We start from the raw sequence: 18,080 nt of genomic DNA, 5'->3' as shown, positions 1-18,080 counted from the left end.
CTTAGGATTTTGCTTTACATAATTTTTTATACCTAGATAAATTGCTTTGGCAATTTTATCTTGATGCGCACTACTACCAATTAATTTTTCTTCCCCCACATTTGATATAAAACCAACTTCAATTAAAATTGATGGAATATCTGGGGATCGCAATACACCTAAACTTGCATGCTCAGGTTTATTTTTATGCAATTTGATTGTACCGTTCATCGCTTTTAACACTTGGGTCGCTAACTCATAGCCTACACGTTGTGAATAAGAAAATTGCAAATCGAGTACCGCTTGACTTAAATGAGCATCATGACCATCGCTCAGTGCATCGCCTGCGCCACCTAATAATTGTGACTGTTTTTCCTCTTGCTCAATCCAACGCCCAAGTTCAGTATCAGCTCGCTTAGTTGATAATACCCACACTGAAGCACCAGTAGCACTACGATTCGGCGCTGCATCAGCATGGATTGATATAAGCAAATTAGCTTTACTATTACGCGCAATCTCTGAACGTTTGGATACCGAAATAAAATTATCACTGGTTCGAGTTAATACACCTTTAAATTTTGGATCGTTATTGAGTAAAGTTGTCAGTTTTTTAGCAATAGAAAGGGTTACGGTCTTTTCATATAATTTATTTTTACCTATCGCACCTGAATCTTTGCCACCATGTCCTGCATCAACAGCAATCACCACTTTAGCAGCATAAGCAGAACTGCAAAGCAACAATAACATCACAAAAGTAAATAATTTTTTCATCATGTATTCGCTAAGTGTAGTTGATTAATAATAGCTTGACCTTTTTCCGTTTTTGCCAATAAAGTCGCTGTGCGTTCAAGTTTTAAATAGTTTAAATGAACTTCGATATCTGCAATTGGCAAAATACCTTGTGCTTGCTGTGGCCACTCTATTAAAGAAATAGATCGCGAAGCAAAATATTCACGAATCCCCATAAACTCAAGTTCTTCTGGATCATAAAGCCTATATAAGTCGAAATGATAAACTGAAAAATCATCAAATTGATATGATTCTACTAAGGTATAAGTTGGACTTTTTACATTACCAACATGCCCTAATTGTTGTAAAAAACCACGACTAAATGTTGTTTTTCCAGCACCAAGCTCACCAATTAAATAAATGACTATTGTACTATTATTATTCAATAAATAACTTAAACAATGCTTTGCTAACTGCTTTCCAAAGAAGATGGTTTGTTGTTCGTCGGCTAAAATAATAGGTTTCATAACGGATATTTTGCTTAATAAATAGTTGTTATTATATACTAATAACCTTTAAAGATGTACTAACCAAAATTAACTCAATTTTTGAGTAAATTTTAACTTTAATATCATGTCTTGACATAATAAGTGAAAAAACATGCTACATACTATTTCAACGGATAACCAATCAATAATCGATCCACAACTTATCTGTGCCCAAGATGCGGTCTTATTTTGGCAAAATGGCGTATTTGTTGCGTTACAAAATACTCCTGTTCTTAATGCTATTTTAGAAAAAACTCAACATTGTTATATTTTAGATAATGATATAACAGCGCGTGGACTTGATCCGTTTATTGATAAAAGATTGCATATCATTAATATGCAACAGATGGTTGAATTAACCGTTCAATATTTTCCTCAAATGAATTGGCAATAATCAAGTAACCTTGTTAACTTTGATTTTTACTTCCTGTATCAACAATATTTCACAATAGACAGAGCCAATTTGCAATTCAATACACCTCGGTTTAATATGATTTTCATATCCTATAATTCTATATCCAACTGTAAATGGTAAATTTATTATCAATAAAAGAAATTGATGACTTGCTAAAAAAAGGCGAAGTTGTTGCTTATCCAACCGAATCCGTTTTTGGATTAGGATGCGATCCTGATTGTCAAACCGCAGTAATGAAACTGCTTGATTTAAAACGCCGTCCCATTGAAAAAGGTTTAATTCTCATTGCCAGCCATTATGATCAACTTATTCCTTACATCGATGAGTTAGCCTTGACCTATCAACAAAAACAGTTAGCTCTTACCAGTTGGCCAGGTGCGGTTACTTGGATTTTTCCTAAGAATAAAAATACCCCACAATTTTTAACCGGACAATTTGATTCGATTGCAGTACGTGTTACTGATCATCCATTGGTATGTACATTATGCAACCTATTTGGTAAACCTTTAGTTTCAACAAGTGCGAATCTTTCAAATTATCCGCCTTGTTTTACCGCAAACGAAGTTGCATTACAATTTGGTGAACAGTTTCCTATTTTACAAGGTGAAACCGGACACAGGGCTTCACCTTCTGAAATTAGGGATATAAAAACCGGCCAAATCATACGACAAGGTTAGTATTATGCACAATTTATATATTGGTATTATGTCAGGTACCAGCATGGATGGGGTAGATATTGCGTTAGTTGATATTACCGCAGGAAAAGTTAAATCAATAGCCAGCAAATGTTATTCGCTGCCAGATGATATAAAACAACAATTACTGACCCTTTGTGAAACCAAACAGACTTCATTACAAGATTTAGGTGAACTGGATCATCAGTTAGGCTTAGTTTATGCCCATCATGTGAATCAATTTTTAACACACCATAAAATAGAACGTAATAAAATTAAAGCAATTGGATGTCATGGACAAACTATTTACCATTCACCATTAGGTGCAAACCCTTTTACGATGCAAATTGGCGATGCCAATATCATTGCCGCCCTAACAGGCATTACTACCATCGCTGATTTTAGACGAAAAGATATTGCTTATGGTGGACAAGGCGCACCTTTAGTGCCTGCTTTTCATAAATCACAACTTGAAAATCCATCAATTAATCGTGTGATATTAAATATTGGTGGAATAAGCAATATCACGGTACTTATTCCACATCAGCCCGTCATCGGTTACGATACCGGACCGGGTAATGTATTGCTTGACGGTTGGATAAAGGCTTGTCTTGGTAAAAATTATGATAACGATGCTAAATGGGCAAAAACAGGAAAGAATGATACCAAACTTCTCAATAAGTTATTAAATGAAGATTATTTTCAATTACCCGCCCCTAAAAGCACAGGACGAGAACTGTTTAACCTATCTTGGTTACGTCAAAAATTGACAGGTATCACATTAAAATCTGAAGATATTCAAGCAACACTGGTTGAATTAACTGCATTATCTATCGTTCAAGAAATAATAAAATTATCCATTAATACAGTATTGCCATGTGAACTTTTAGTGTGTGGTGGAGGCGCAAAAAATCCACTTATCATGCAAAGACTATCTGCGTTATTGCCTAATTGGAACGTGTTAACTACTAGTGAAAAAGGAATAAACAGTGATGATATGGAAGCAATAGCATTCGCTTGGCTTGCCTATTGTCGACTTAATAATATTCCGTCGAATATTCCAGAAGTGACTGGTGCAAACCAAGCTGTATCTTTAGGGGTGATTTATCAGTAACAATATTTAAATCAAACCAAATTTTTTTAGGGCTTTTGCAATCCCATCATTATCATTGGAATCAGTGACAAATTCAGCTTGCTCTTTTAATTTGTCCACAGCATTAGCCATTGCTATCGGGTGATTAACGGTTGTAAACATCTCAAAATCATTCATCCCATCACCAAATGCGTAAGTTGGCACATCAGTGAATCCTTTTTTTTGCAATAACTGATTAATACCGTTACCTTTAGATCCACCATGATTAAAAACATCAACGCAATATGGCGTGTTACGTATAAACGTTAATTCCGGAAAAGCATCACGATAAACAGATTCACCTTCTTCGCACAACAATAACATCATTTGAATCGGTTCGTTTAGATAAAGCAGATCATCAACAGGGGGAATAGGTTGTTTAAGATAGTGATAAAACGTTTTTGCGGCTTGAGTACACTCAGAAATACGCATTATTTCATCATTATAAAAAGCTAAAGGAATATTCATTTGCTGTTTTGAAAACTGATACATTCTGGCGATTAAATCTTTATCGATATTATTCGTAAAAACTTTCTCGCCTTTATATAGAACAATTTGCCCATTCATACCGATAATAGAATCAATCGACAATTTTTTCATTAAATCGGTCACTTCACAAGGTGTACGACCTGTTGCAAGCATTGGAATAATATTATTTTGCTTTAGCTTTCTTATTGCCTCAACTGAACTTGCTAAAACCTCTATTTGACTATTAAATAAAGTCCCATCTAAATCAAAAAAAACGATAGCTTCAGGCTTGTTACTCATATTACAAATCCAAAATATTTTTAATAAAAGGAATCGTTAACTTACGTTGTTCCGCTAATGTTGCTACTTCAAACTTTTCTAACAAAGAAAACAGGGTACGCATATCACGATGGACACGCTTTAATAAAAATAATCCAACTTCAGTCGATAATTCAAAACCGCTTAATTGGGCTCGTAGTTGTAACGCCTTAAGCTTATCATCATCACTTAATTCTTTTAATTGATAAACTTGCCCCCAACTAAGTCGTGATACCAAATCAGGCAATATAAAAGAAACCTGTTTAGGGGGTGCACTGGCAGTAATCAATAATTTACTAATATTTTTTTCAGTCAGACGGTTAAATAAATCAAAAATAGCTTCTTCCCAATCCCGATTGCCTGCAATAGCATCAATATCATCTAAACAAACTAAATCATAATTATCCAACCCTTGTAAAATTTCGGGAACAAGGTGGAAATACTGTTTTAAAGGAATATAACTAGCCAGTTTATTTTGACTTGAGGCATGCAATAGATGAGTACGACCAGCAGCACTTGCCGACCACATATAAAATACATTGAAACCTTGCTTAACCAATAAAGTTTGCAATGAATCAAGTAATAATTGATTATCACCTATATAAAAACTGTCGAAAGTTTCACTATTTGGTAATGAAAAAGGCAACGGTAATTGTGAAAGAGTAATAAAGTAACCTCACACTAAAAAATTAATCTAGTTAAGTATAAATTTGCTTTTGTAAAAATAAAAGAATTTTATAAAAAAGGAACAATTTAAAAAAATAAAAAATCGTTATTCAAAAAACCCTCGATATATTTTATCAGTAAACTATTAAAAAACAGCCAACAAAAAGACCAAAAAATAAGCAATCAAAATATATTTTTGTGGATAACTCTGTGCTAAAAGAAAGTAATAAGCTGTGATAAGGCTATTAATAACCTAAATGACAAAACCAATTGTGGATAACTAAGCTAATTATCAACAAGTTTAGATCAACAAAGATCCTATCAATTAACAGTGTTACAGGATCAATAAGATCCTATAAAATAATTACTATATCCAGTTATCAACAGAAAGGATCCACTCTAGTAGTAATAAAAATAAAAAGATCACATAAAAGATCTTATTTAATTTAAATGGCGATCAAATTAGATCATTTGACGTATTCAAAAAGATGAGTAAAATCGCTAACGCTAATTTAGATCAAAACAACATGTCTGAACTAACAATCATCTTCATAGAAAATAACAACGAGGCTTTATATGTTTTATCCAGATCTTTTTGATGTCATTATTGTCGGCGGCGGTCATGCTGGCACAGAAGCTGCCATGGCATCAGCAAGAATGGGCCGCAAAACACTACTTTTAACCCATAATATCAATACATTAGGACAAATGTCCTGTAATCCTGCTATAGGTGGTATTGGTAAAGGTCACTTGGTAAAAGAAATCGATGCCATGGGCGGATTAATGGCTCATGCGATTGATCTTGCAGGGATCCAATTTAGGATCCTTAATAGCAGTAAAGGTCCAGCGGTCAGAGCAACACGTGCACAAGCGGATCGATCGCTTTATCGAAAAGTGATCAGAACAACACTTGAAAACCAAGAAAACTTAATGCTCTTTCAACAATCCGTAGAAGATGTGATCATTGAAAACGATCAGATCACCGGAGTTAAAACGCAAATGGGCGTCTCTTTTAAAGCTAAAGCCGTCGTCTTAACGGCTGGCACTTTTCTAAATGGAAAAATCCATATTGGTTTAGATAATTACAGTGGAGGAAGAACAGGGGATCCTGCCTCAATTGGACTATCTAAATCATTACATCAATACCCATTTAGAATGGGAAGATTAAAAACAGGTACACCACCGCGTATTGATGCCCGAACAATTGATTTTTCTAAATTAGGTACACAATATGGAGATGATCCTGTTCCGGTATTTTCGTTTTTAGGTAATGCTAATCAGCACCCAAAACAGATCCCATGTTATATAACAAGCACAAACGAAACGACACATGAGATCATTCGTAACAGCTTAGATCGAAGCCCAATGTACACAGGGGTGATTGAAGGCGTAGGTCCAAGATATTGTCCTTCAATTGAAGACAAAATTATGCGTTTTTCAGATCGCAATTCTCATCAGATCTATTTAGAGCCAGAAGGATTAGATAGTAACGAAATATACCCAAATGGGATCTCAACCAGTTTACCATTTGATACGCAACTCGCTTTTGTACGTAGTATGAAAGGTCTTGAAAAGGCTAATATCATCAGACCCGGGTATGCGATCGAATATGATTATTTTGATCCTCGTGATCTCAAACCTACACTTGAAAGTAAAGTGATCAAAGGGCTATTTTTAGCAGGACAAATTAATGGAACAACAGGGTATGAAGAGGCAGCTGCTCAAGGCATGTTAGCAGGTTTAAATGCCGCACGGTTCGTTTATGATCAAGATCAATGGTATCCAACGCGTGATCAAGCTTATTTAGGTGTACTGGTTGATGATCTTTGTACGTTAGGCACCAATGAACCTTATCGAATGTTTACTTCTCGTGCTGAATATCGTTTGATGTTACGTGAAGATAACGCTGATATTCGCTTAACTGAAATTGGTCGTAAGCTAGGCATGGTTGATGATTATCGTTGGCAAAAATTTAACGAAAAATTTGAAGCGATAGAACAAGAAAGAGCCCGTTTACGTGATATATGGGTGCATCCACATATTGAAACTATTGATGAAGTGAATGCCGTTTTAAGTGCTAATTTAACCAAAGAAGCAAATGGTGAAGAGTTACTTAAACGCCCTGAAATGAGCTATAACACATTGAAATCATTATCACTATTTGCGCCTGGATTAACTGATCCTAGTGCTGCAGAACAAGTTGAAATTCAAGTTAAATATGATGGATATATTAAACTTCAAATTGAAGAAATCGAGCGCCAAAAACGTAACGAAGAAACATTAATTCCTGAGCATATTGATTATGCTGAAATTTCTGGATTATCAAACGAAGTTGTCGCTAAATTGAAACAGCATAAACCAGTATCGATCGGGCAAGCTTCACGTATTTCAGGCATAACACCAGCGGCAATATCAATGTTATTAGTTTATTTAAAAAAGAAGAATTATGTTAAAAAAGAAACTCACTAATCTTATTGATCAAACAGATCTTTTGATCACAGATCAGCAAATTGATCTGCTTATTGAGTATGTTGAAATGCTGAATAAGTGGAATAAGGCCTATAATTTAACTGCTGTGCGTGATCCCAACGAAATGTTAGTAAAACACATTATGGATAGTTTAGTGGTATCGCCCTATTTAGTGGGCGAACATTTTATTGATGTCGGAACAGGACCTGGGTTACCTGGTATTCCATTAGCGATCATCAATCCGGATAAACAATTTGATTTAGTTGACAGTTTAGGAAAACGTATCCGTTTTTTAAAACAGGTAAAATTTGAATTAAAACTGAATAATATTAATCCGGTGCAAAGCCGCATAGAAGACTATACCGAACAACAGTTTGATGGGGTCATTAGCCGAGCGTTTGCTTCATTACAAGATATGCTCACTTGGTGTCAGCATCTACCAAATCAACAGGGATCGTTTTATGCTTTAAAAGGTAGTGAACAAGATCCTATCCCTGATGGGTTCGAACTTAAACAGAATATCAAACTGACTATTCCACAATTAAATGCGGATAGATGTTTAACGATTATTACTAAAGTTAATTGACGATAATTTTAATTTTTACCTGAGAAAGAAATATTAATTTTTACGTTTTTTCAGGTAATCTTTGATACCACTAACAATCGCTTTTGATACTTGATTCTGGAAAGAAGCGGTTTTTAATTTTTTTTCTTCGTTAATATTACTAATAAAAGCGGTTTCGACCAAAACAGAAGGAATATCAGGGGCTTTTAAAACAGCAAAACCTGCTTTTTCAAGTGAAGGTTTATGTAAACTATTGACGCCTTTTAGTCGATTTAATATAGCATTACCTAATAATACACCGTTGCTAATAGTTGTTTTTTGGACTAAATCTAAAATAGTATTATCTAAATATTTATCACCACTGCGACTCACGCCACCTATTTGATCGGCATTATTTTGTGTTTGAGCCAAATAATTTGCTGCCGAACTTGTCGCCCCTCGGGTGGATAATGAAAATACAGAAGATCCTCTAACTGATCGACTGGTAAATGCATCTGCATGGATAGAAATAAAAAGATCGGCATGTAAAGATCGTGCTTTAGCTACTCGTACTTTCAATGGGATAAACACATCTTCATTACGGGTCATATAGACTTTAACATTCGGCTCTTTTTTCAATAAATTAAAAGTTCTGCGTGCAATTTGTAAAACAATATCCTTTTCTCTGGTTTTGTTATAGCCAATCGCACCCGGATCTTCACCGCCATGACCGGGATCGAGCATCACAATAATCGGGCTATTTTTCTTTTTATTAATGGGTGGTTTGATCTCAGCTTGCTGTTGGTTTAGATCACCTTTTGTATATTCTTCTAACAGTGCTAATAAAGGATCATCATCTGTTATTGAAGATTGTTTTGAAGGATAAAGATCGATGACTAAACGGTTTTTAAATTCGGCTACAGGGGGTAACGTAAAAGTATTGGGGTCTATTCCTTGCTTAGCTTCGATCATGATTCTGACCGTTTTAGCATCCAGCTGGATAACTTGAATTGATTTGATGTAAGGATCGTGACTTAATACTTTCGATGAAATACTTTTTAAAACAGGATTTGAATTGATATTATCAATATCGATCACTAATCGATCTGGGTTAAATAATGCAGCACTTTTGTATTTAAGCTTACTATTAGATTCTAACGTAATTCGTGTATAAGTAGAGGAAGGCCAAATACGAACAGCGACCATTTGTGCCATTGCTGAAGCAAGACCAACACGAGTGACAGACAATAAACAAGTCGCAAGAATACCTTTAACTAAAAGGCGTTTTGTTGGACTGAACGTTTTTGACATATCTAGGCACTTTCAATAATTAAATTAAGGCGGATAATAACATAAATTATTGTGAATGGTAAAAGTTACCAAGAATAATAACTGTTTCGCATCGTTGTAAAAAAAGCTTTTGCTTTAATTCGAAAACATATTCATAAAATTAAAAAAAAGAGAGTAACAGAAGTTACTCTCTCACTCAATTGGAAGAACTTTGAAAACTACCAAAAGAGTATGTTATAAACTGTATTTAGCAGTTATATCGATTCCTTTAAAAAGGAGGACTACTGATAAATAACGAGTTACTTCTCGTTAAATTTATCCCAACAAACATTAACGAGAAAATCTAGCTTAATGGCCAGTCAATTCAGTGCTAAAGTATTGTTAGTTGTAGTCCTCCAACAATAAGCACCGATTGTTAACTAAAGTCAATCTTTAATTTAATAAAGAAAGCATTTAGTAACTGTTAAGTAGTATATCATTTAGAATAAAAATATGAAAGGTAATTTAGTGACTAAAAATTAAAAATATTTAATTGATTGATAGAGTTATTAAGAGCATCTGAAATAAATATAAAGATTATCGTTACAAAAAGACGAGTAACCTAAGTCACTCGCCCTCATTATGTCATTTAAAATCTAAATAGCAATAGTCTTAAAAACGACTACACTAGATGGATTTATTTTGTTTAAATATTTCTGAATTATTCAAATCATTTTGAAATATTTAAAATAAGTTCTGACGAGAAATTCTAACAAATGGTTAGTCATTCAAGTTGGTAGCATAACTTTATGTAGTTCCTGCTGACAACTATGTTAATACTGAAAAATCCTATGGTAGAACCAAATGATACAAATCAGTAGTAGTAACTATAATCCAAAAAAATGAAAAATATAACAATTAATTAGTAATTTTATGTTAACTGTTTTAAGCATAAATTAAAAAGGTTAAATTGAAATTATTTTTTTTAGATAACAATTATTATTTTATTATAGACCCTACATTCACAAAGGATTACAATATGGCACGCTAAAATCGCGGATTTAAACCCGTTTTCATTTTAACAATTAAATATAGCTGAGTTATTGATGAGCAAAAAATTACATATCAAAACTTGGGGCTGCCAAATGAATGAATATGATTCAACCAAAATGGCAGATCTCCTTGAATCCACCCACGGTTTAACATTAACAGACAACGCAGAAGAAGCAGATATTTTATTATTAAATACTTGCTCGATTCGAGAAAAAGCGCAAGAAAAAGTTTTTCATCAATTAGGACGTTGGAAAAATTTAAAACAACATAATCCCGAAATTATCATTGGGGTTGGTGGATGTGTGGCTTCTCAAGAAGGTGCGCATATTCGTAAACGTGCACCTTTTGTCGATATTATTTTCGGTCCGCAGACTTTTCACCGTTTACCGGAAATGATAGAGCAAATTCGAAGTGGAAAAGGAAATCATGTTGTCGATGTAAGCTTTCCTGAAATTGAAAAGTTTGATCGCTTACCTGAACCTCGCAGTGAAGGTCCGACAGCGTTTGTTTCGATTATGGAAGGATGTAATAAATATTGTACCTATTGTGTGGTACCTTATACCCGTGGTGAAGAAGTGAGCCGACCTTGTGATGATGTAATTTATGAAATAGCTCAACTGGCAGAACAAGGTGTGCGTGAAGTTAATCTGCTTGGTCAAAATGTCAATGCTTATCGAGGACCAACCTTCGATGGCGATATTTGTTCATTTGCAGAACTACTTCGGTTAGTCGCTGCCATTGATGGTATTGACCGTATTCGTTTTACAACTAGTCATCCAATTGAGTTTACTGATGATATTATCGATGTTTATCGTGATACGCCTGAATTAGTTAACTTTTTACATCTACCCGTGCAAAGTGGATCGGATCGTGTTTTAAATTTAATGAAACGTACGCATACGGCACTTGAATACAAATCAATTATCCGAAAACTACGCAAAGTCCGTCCAGACATTCAAATTAGTTCTGATTTTATTGTTGGATTCCCGGGTGAAACACAAGAAGATTTTGAACAAACCATGAAATTAATTGCTGATGTCAATTTTGACCTAAGCTATAGCTTTGTCTATTCTGCACGCCCTGGTACACCAGCGGCAGAAATGGAAGATAACGTTTCTGAAGACGAGAAAAAACAACGTCTTTATATCCTACAAGAACGTATCAATCAACAAGCAATGCAATTTAGCCGTCGTATGTTAAATACTGTGCAACGCATTTTAGTCGAAGGACCATCTAAGAAAGATCTGATGGAACTAACGGGCAGAACTGAGAATAATCGTATTGTTAATTTTGAAGGTCATCCTAATATGATTGGTAAATTTGTTGATGTTGAAATTACCGATGTTTATCCAAATTCATTAAGAGGTAAAGTTGTGCGTACCGAGGATGAAATGGATCTGCGTGTGAGTGAATCTCCTATGTCTGTAATCTCAAGAACCCGTAAAGAAAACGATTTAGGTGTCGGTATCTACCAACCATAATAAAAATAACATATTGAATTATTAAAAAAATAATATTTTATCATAATGGAAAGGAAAGAAAAAAATGCTTATTATATTCGGCTCGAGAGGTCGTGAAGTAAACGAAAAAACAGGGCAATTTAATTGCCCTAGTTGTTGTACACAGCAAAACATTAAAACTGATGAAAAACAACAACAATATACGCAAGTTAAAGTGGCAAGATATTTTACATTGTTTTTTATACCAATATTCAGTTTTCAAACATTAGGAAGATACATTAGATGTAATCATTGTCATTCAGAATATAATGAAAATGTTTTAAAATATGTACCGCCTACATTAGAAGAAGAAATTGGTCAGGATGTTGAGCAAGAATTAAAAAGTGGTACACCAATCTCAATGATGATCAATAAACTAAAAACGCAAGGATTAGATGAACAACAGGCTACAAAACTGGTTGATCAGATAGTATCGGGAAATATTGTTACTTGTCATCATTGTAAAAAGGAATTTTTAAAAGGTGTTGAAAAATGTCCTTTATGTGAAGGATATCTTAGCAATTAACATGAATGATTAGAGGGCTTATCATTGAAAATTATTACACATCAAACCGTGCTTGAACCAGATGATAATCAAAGATTAAATAGTCTTTGTGGCCCTCATGATGACAACGTAAAACAACTTGAACGTCGACTTGGTATTGAAATTAATCATCGAGGTAATCTATTTTTGATTACCGGTGATCAGATTTGTGTTAACGCAGCCGATCAGATTTTAAAGTCACTTTATCAACAAACTAAAACCAAAAACAACATTATTGATATTGAACCCGAACACATTCATTTAGCGATAAAAGAATCCGGTGCGCTTGAAAAAATGAAAGAACATCTTCCTGCTTATACTGATCAGCATGGAAGTAAAATGGTGATGATTAAAACAAAACGTGGGGTAATCAAACCAAGAACGCCCAATCAGGCTCAATATATTGCGCATGTTTTAGATTATGATATCTCGTTTGGTATTGGGCCTGCGGGAACGGGTAAAACCTATTTAGCGGTGGCAGCTGCTGTTGATGCATTAGAAAAGCAACAGATTCGTCGGATAGTACTGACTCGACCCGCTGTTGAAGCGGGTGAAAAACTTGGATTCTTACCAGGTGATTTAAGCCAGAAAGTCGACCCGTATTTACGCCCACTTTATGATGCGCTATTTGAAATGCTGGGTTTTGAAAAAGTCGAAAAACTGATTGAAAAAAGCGTGATTGAAGTTGCGCCACTAGCGTATATGCGTGGTCGTACTCTAAATGATGCATTTATTATTCTCGATGAAAGCCAAAACACCACAATAGAACAAATGAAGATGTTTCTAACACGCATTGGCTTTAACTCAAAAGCTGTTATAACAGGGGATATCACTCAAATTGATTTACCGCGTCACCAAAAATCCGGTTTACGTCATGCAATTGAAGTTTTAAGCCAAGTTGATGAAATTAGTTTTAACTTTTTTAATAGTGAAGATGTTGTTCGTCATCCGGTAGTTGCCAGAATTGTCAACGCTTATGAACAGTGGGAACAACAAGAGCATCAATTAAAAAGCAGTATTTAAGGAGTATTATTATCCCTATTACAACAAAAAAAAAGCGAACTAATATTCGGGATCATTCAGCAGAAACAAACTTATTCCTGCGTAGAGCTTTGTTTGCTTTTGTGGTAATTATCTTTTTGATTATTATTTTATTAGTGAATTTAGCGGATCTTCAAATTGCTAATTTTAGTTATTACAGTACTAAATCAAATAATAATCGTATCGAAATTATACCTATTCCTCCTAGTCGCGGCATGATTTATGACCGTAATGGAACGCCATTAGCCAGTAATAATATCACCTATCAACTAAACATTATTCCTGATAAAACCAAAAATCTGAATGAACAATTTGAACAATTAAAAAAAGTGGTTGATTTGACAGATGAAGATATTGAAAATTTCCAAAAAGAAAGACGAAATTATCGCGCTCACAGACCCGTTCCGCTAAAAGATAACCTTAGTAAAGAACAAATTGCACGATTTGTTGTCGATCAACACAGATTTCCTTTTGCCTCAATTGTTAAAATACAACACCGCTATTACCCTTATGGTGCATCACTAACTCACATTCTGGGGTATATCTCAAAAATAAATAGCCAAGATAAAAAGCGGTTAGAAGAAGAAAATAAAACCAGTAATTATGTTGCGACGCTCAATATCGGAAAAATGGGCATTGAACGCTATTATGAAAACATATTACATGGCACAGCTGGTTATGAAAAAGTTGAAGTTAATAGTCGCGGACGTATCGTCCGACTGCTTGAACAGCATCCACCGCAAGCAGGCGAAGATATCTATTTATCAATAAATCTCAAATTACAACTTTACATCGAAAAACTTCTTGCTGGGCGCAAAGCTGCTGTGGTGGCGATTGATCCCAATAACGGGGAAGTCCTAGCGATGGTCTCAAGCCCTAGTTATGATTCAAATGATTTTGTTGGAGGGATATCAAGTGCAAAATATAATGAATTACTCAATGATCCGAACAAACCTTTATTTAATCGGGCTTTATTGGGGGCTTATCCACCTGCTTCAACCGTAAAACCCTTTATCTCTGTAGCTGCATTAAGTGAAGGGGTTGTAACGCCCAAAAGCGTGGTTAACGATCCCGGATGGTGGCAATTACCGGGAACTGAAAGACGTTACCGAGACTGGCTAAAATGGGGACATGGTCGGGTTGATGTACTAAAAGCGATAGAAGAATCAGTAGATACCTATTTTTATCAAGTTGCTTATGATATGGGGATTGATCGTTTAAGTTTATGGATGACTAAATTTGGCTATGGTCAACGCACTGGAATTGATATGTCACCAAGTGAAGAGACACGCGCTGTTATGCCAAGTCGAGAATGGAAAAGTAAACGTCATAAAAAATCCTGGTTACAAGGAGACACTATCCCTGTTGGCATTGGTCAAGGATACTGGACTGCAACACCAATGCAAATGGCAAAAGCATTAACTATCTTAATTAATAATGGAAAAACTTATACCCCCCATTTTTTACTGTATAAAAAGAGTGATATTTTAAATTCCAATGAAGATCAGTTTCACATTGATCCCGTTCAATTTGAACAGCCAAATAATTTAACAGAAGTTAAAACAAATTATTGGGATTTAGCGAAAGAAGGGATGTATAGAGTGATGTTTGGTTCACGAGGAACAGCACGTAAAGTGTATGCTGGCGCTCAATATCAAGCAGCAGGAAAATCAGGAACAGCACAAGTGTATGGTTTAAGAGAAAACGAAACTTATAATGCGAACAATATTCCCGAGCATTTACGTGATCATGCATTATTTATTGCTTATGCGCCTTACGATAAACCCAAAATAGCATTGGCTATTGTACTTGAAAATGGGGGGGGCGGAAGCTCAAATGGTGGTGCGGTTGCACGCAAAATTCTTGATTTTTATCTATTAGGCAATCACTCCACTGATCTCGATGACGCAGCTCAAGATACAGGATATGAAAATTAATTATGAATAACATCAAAAAATCTTTTTGGCAAAAGATACATATTGATCCCCTTTTTTTTCTATTTATAACGCTACTACTCTGTTATAGCTTATATATACTTTGGAGTGCGAGTGGGCAAAATATCGATATGATACAAAAGCGAGTGATACAAATACTCCTTGGTTTTTTTATCATGATATTTTTAGCTCAATTTTCACCTCGAACCTATGAAAAATGGGCTCCCTATCTTTATATTTTTTGTATTATCATTTTACTGTTTGTTGATATTTTTGGTTACACCAGTAAAGGCGCACAAAGATGGTTAGACTTAGGTGTATTGCGATTTCAACCATCAGAAATTGCAAAAATAGCCGTGCCATTAATGGTTGCTAAATTTATTCATCGTGATGGCTGTCCTCCACCTTTAAAAACCACATTACAAACCTTGGCTATTATTGGTGTGCCAACTTTACTTGTTGCAATGCAACCGGATTTAGGTACAGCTATATTAATTGTCATGTCAGGAATATTTATTATCTTTTTGGCTGGTATTGATTGGCGATTTATCATTGTTGCTGTCATCTTAATTGCTGCTTTTTTACCTATCATGTGGTTCTTTTTAATGCATGATTATCAACGTGAACGGGTGTTAACACTTTTTAATCCTGAGCGAGATCCAAATGGTACGGGTTATCATATTATTCAATCTAAAACTGCCATTGGTTCTGGAGGGATATGGGGTAAAGGATGGCTTGAAGGCACGCAATCACAATTAGAATTCCTACCAGAAAGACATACTGACTTTATTTTTTCTGTAATTGCAGAAGAATTTGGTTTTATTGGTACTATCGTTCTGTTAATTCTTTTTTTATGTTTAATTGTTCGTGGGTTAATTATTGCATCACAAGCACAAACGACATTTGGTCGGATATTATCTGGTGGTCTGATTTTAGTATTCTTTGTCTACGTGTTCATTAATATCGGTATGGTCAGTGGAATCTTACCGGTAGTTGGTGTACCATTACCTTTAATAAGTTACGGTGGCTCATCATTAGTCGTTTTAATGGCATGTTTTGGCATTATGATGTCTATTCACACACATCGATATATGTTATCTAAAAATATTTAACGGAATTCAAATAAATGAAAAAGAAATTTAAATTATCTTTTGCTATCTTGATGCTGTCAATTTGCACATCAGCATCTGCTGATATGCCTTTTCCTATTCCAGCTATTCCCCAATTAAATGCTGAATCTTATATTTTAATGGATGCCAAATCAGGCGAAATTTTAGCGGAATATAACGCTGAACAACAACGTGATCCAGCCAGTCTTACCAAAATGATGACCAGCTATGTAGTTGGTCAAGCTTTACACTCAGGTCGAATTAAAAATGATGATATGGTTGTAGTCAGTAAAGATGCATGGGCAACGGGTAACCCTGTATTAAAAGGATCATCATTAATGTTTTTGGAAGTGGGTAAAACCGTTTCTGTTTCGGATCTTAACAAAGGTATCATCATTCAATCAGGTAACGACGCTTGTATTGCAATGGCTGAACATATCGCAGGTAGCCAAGGTGCTTTTGTAAATTTAATGAATGACTATGCCAAAAAAATAGGTTTGGAACATACCCATTTTGAAACCGTACATGGACTTGATGCGCCAGGACAATATACCACAGCCAAAGATATGGTGTTATTAGGTCGCGCATTGATTCGTGATTTACCTGATGAATATGCGATTTATAAAGAAAAAGAATTTACTTATAATCTCTCTAAACCGCAATTAAATCGTAATGGCTTACTATGGGATACTACATTAAATGTAGACGGAATCAAAACAGGTCATACCCAAGCAGCTGGTTACAACTTAGTTGCCTCTGCTGTCGAGGGTAATACACGTTTAATATCGGCAGTATTAGGCGGAAGAACCTATAAAGGTCGGGAAGAAGAAAGTAAGAAATTATTAGTTTGGGGCTTTCGATTCTTCGAAACGGCTAACCCTATAAAAGCGAATATGCCTTTATTTACTGAATCCATTTGGTATGGAGATGAAAATAAAATCCAACTAGGTTCAATAGACGGTGCATATGTTACTGTACCAAAAGGTCGTTCAGCTGATCTACAAATAAAATATATCATTGATAACTATATTTATGCACCGATAATGAAAGGAAGAACAGTAGGTAAAATACAATTTTTATTAGATGGCAAAGTGATTAATGAACAACCATTAGTGGCACTGCAAAATGTTGCAGAAACTGGGTTCTTTGGATCTGTATGGGATTGGATAGAATTACAGTTTGTAAAAATTTTTAATTAATAGCTTCCTTTTTTAGTTTTGCAAGCAAAGCTTGCAAAACGCTCTATTTATAGCCCTTCATTAATGATTTGATGAAAATATATTTCCTGTTCCAGTATCATCTTCCCCTCGATATTTAAAAATTAAAAGCCGTCAATTCACTTTATTTAAATGCGTTTAACATCACTGTATCCATTATCAATAGCAATAAAAAATTAACCTTATTAACAAAATATTTTCAATTTATTTAACAAAAGCTTGCTTAGCTTAACGAATGATCTTATCATTGTAAAATGATTAAGATTATCAAAATCGATAACATAAATAAAAGTTAATTAGGGATAGTATGGATATTAAGGAGTAGTTGTGGTTCGTTGTTTAGTGCTATCAGATAACCGATTACCTATTTACGGTAATTTCTGTCATTTTCATGATGATTTGTATCTCAACTTACAATCATTATCACATCAATTTCTTGATTCTTTTCTGATTATCGATGCCCTCAATTATT

The 18,080-nt window shown here is 34.7% G+C and carries 15 protein-coding genes and 1 pseudogene; 11 read left to right on the top strand and 5 right to left on the bottom strand.

What is annotated here, in order from left to right; all coding sequences use genetic code 11:
• Positions 1-3: 3 nt before the first annotated feature.
• Together J3U35_RS07440 and tsaE are read right to left on the bottom strand one after the other, a co-directional pair.
• A pseudogene (locus J3U35_RS07440) lies at positions 4-708 on the bottom strand (N-acetylmuramoyl-L-alanine amidase); the annotation flags it as partial.
• Positions 709-749: 41 nt separating this feature from the next.
• Positions 750-1,235, bottom strand: a complete 486-nt coding sequence (gene tsaE / locus J3U35_RS07435) for a tRNA (adenosine(37)-N6)-threonylcarbamoyltransferase complex ATPase subunit type 1 TsaE (protein WP_267360535.1) — start codon at positions 1,233-1,235, stop codon at positions 750-752.
• 133 nt (positions 1,236-1,368) lie between these two features.
• Here tsaE and tusB point away from each other — a divergent pair, with 133 nt between their 5' ends.
• The 3 genes from tusB (at position 1,369) to J3U35_RS07420 (ending at position 3,459) form a co-directional block, all read left to right on the top strand.
• Complete coding sequence (gene tusB, locus J3U35_RS07430) at positions 1,369-1,650, top strand: sulfurtransferase complex subunit TusB (protein WP_065558459.1); 282 nt, start codon at positions 1,369-1,371, stop codon at positions 1,648-1,650.
• Positions 1,651-1,784: 134 nt separating this feature from the next.
• The gene (locus tag J3U35_RS07425) at positions 1,785-2,348 is read left to right on the top strand and encodes a Sua5/YciO/YrdC/YwlC family protein (protein WP_267360534.1); all 564 of its coding nucleotides are present in this window, start codon (positions 1,785-1,787) and stop codon (positions 2,346-2,348) included.
• Positions 2,349-2,352: 4 nt separating this feature from the next.
• Positions 2,353-3,459: an anhydro-N-acetylmuramic acid kinase gene (locus J3U35_RS07420; RefSeq protein ID WP_267360533.1), complete on the top strand. Its 1,107-nt coding sequence runs from the start codon at positions 2,353-2,355 to the stop codon at positions 3,457-3,459.
• Positions 3,460-3,465: 6 nt separating this feature from the next.
• Here J3U35_RS07420 and J3U35_RS07415 read toward each other — a convergent pair whose 3' ends face one another.
• Together J3U35_RS07415 and hda are read right to left on the bottom strand one after the other, a co-directional pair.
• Positions 3,466-4,245, bottom strand: coding sequence for a Cof-type HAD-IIB family hydrolase (locus J3U35_RS07415; protein ID WP_267351170.1), 780 nt, complete (start codon positions 4,243-4,245; stop codon positions 3,466-3,468).
• Position 4,246: 1 nt separating this feature from the next.
• Positions 4,247-4,930: a DnaA inactivator Hda gene (hda, locus tag J3U35_RS07410; RefSeq protein WP_081299048.1), complete on the bottom strand. Its 684-nt coding sequence runs from the start codon at positions 4,928-4,930 to the stop codon at positions 4,247-4,249.
• 575 nt (positions 4,931-5,505) lie between these two features.
• Between hda and mnmG the strand changes: the two genes are divergently transcribed.
• Positions 5,506-7,398 (top strand): tRNA uridine-5-carboxymethylaminomethyl(34) synthesis enzyme MnmG, encoded by a 1,893-nt coding sequence (gene mnmG, locus J3U35_RS07405; protein WP_220216197.1) that lies wholly within the window; start codon positions 5,506-5,508, stop codon positions 7,396-7,398.
• The gene (gene rsmG / locus J3U35_RS07400; protein ID WP_267360531.1) at positions 7,376-7,984 is read left to right on the top strand and encodes a 16S rRNA (guanine(527)-N(7))-methyltransferase RsmG; all 609 of its coding nucleotides are present in this window, start codon (positions 7,376-7,378) and stop codon (positions 7,982-7,984) included. Before mnmG ends, rsmG begins: the two co-directional genes overlap by 23 nt.
• Positions 7,985-8,017: 33 nt before the next feature.
• Here the strand turns inward: rsmG and J3U35_RS07395 are convergent, their stop codons facing one another.
• On the bottom strand, positions 8,018-9,253 hold the full coding sequence (locus J3U35_RS07395) for an N-acetylmuramoyl-L-alanine amidase (protein WP_267360529.1): 1,236 nt from the start codon (positions 9,251-9,253) through the stop codon (positions 8,018-8,020).
• A gap of 1,064 nt (positions 9,254-10,317) precedes the next feature.
• Between J3U35_RS07395 and miaB the strand changes: the two genes are divergently transcribed.
• From miaB to J3U35_RS07365, 6 genes are all read left to right on the top strand, one after another.
• The gene (gene miaB / locus J3U35_RS07390; RefSeq protein WP_267351163.1) at positions 10,318-11,745 is read left to right on the top strand and encodes a tRNA (N6-isopentenyl adenosine(37)-C2)-methylthiotransferase MiaB; all 1,428 of its coding nucleotides are present in this window, start codon (positions 10,318-10,320) and stop codon (positions 11,743-11,745) included.
• 64 nt (positions 11,746-11,809) lie between these two features.
• Positions 11,810-12,289: a zinc-ribbon domain-containing protein gene (locus J3U35_RS07385; protein WP_065558468.1), complete on the top strand. Its 480-nt coding sequence runs from the start codon at positions 11,810-11,812 to the stop codon at positions 12,287-12,289.
• A 24-nt stretch (positions 12,290-12,313) separates the two neighbouring features.
• Positions 12,314-13,330, top strand: coding sequence for a PhoH family protein (locus J3U35_RS07380; RefSeq protein ID WP_267351162.1), 1,017 nt, complete (start codon positions 12,314-12,316; stop codon positions 13,328-13,330).
• A 17-nt stretch (positions 13,331-13,347) separates the two neighbouring features.
• Positions 13,348-15,285 (top strand): penicillin-binding protein 2, encoded by a 1,938-nt coding sequence (gene mrdA, locus J3U35_RS07375; RefSeq protein ID WP_416380690.1) that lies wholly within the window; start codon positions 13,348-13,350, stop codon positions 15,283-15,285.
• Between the two features lie 2 nt (positions 15,286-15,287).
• Entirely contained in the window at positions 15,288-16,394 is a 1,107-nt protein-coding gene (mrdB, locus tag J3U35_RS07370; protein WP_267351159.1) for a peptidoglycan glycosyltransferase MrdB, read from the top strand.
• Positions 16,395-16,408: 14 nt separating this feature from the next.
• Entirely contained in the window at positions 16,409-17,590 is a 1,182-nt protein-coding gene (locus J3U35_RS07365) for a serine hydrolase (protein ID WP_267360528.1), read from the top strand.
• Positions 17,591-18,080: the final 490 nt, after the last annotated feature.

Origin of the sequence: Gilliamella sp. B2717 (assembly GCF_026536675.1) — a bacterium.
GTDB classification, from domain to species: Bacteria; Pseudomonadota; Gammaproteobacteria; order Enterobacterales; family Orbaceae; genus Gilliamella; species Gilliamella apicola_I.
Note: the sequence above shows the minus strand (reverse complement) of the source record. Positions and strands in the feature narration are given on the sequence as shown.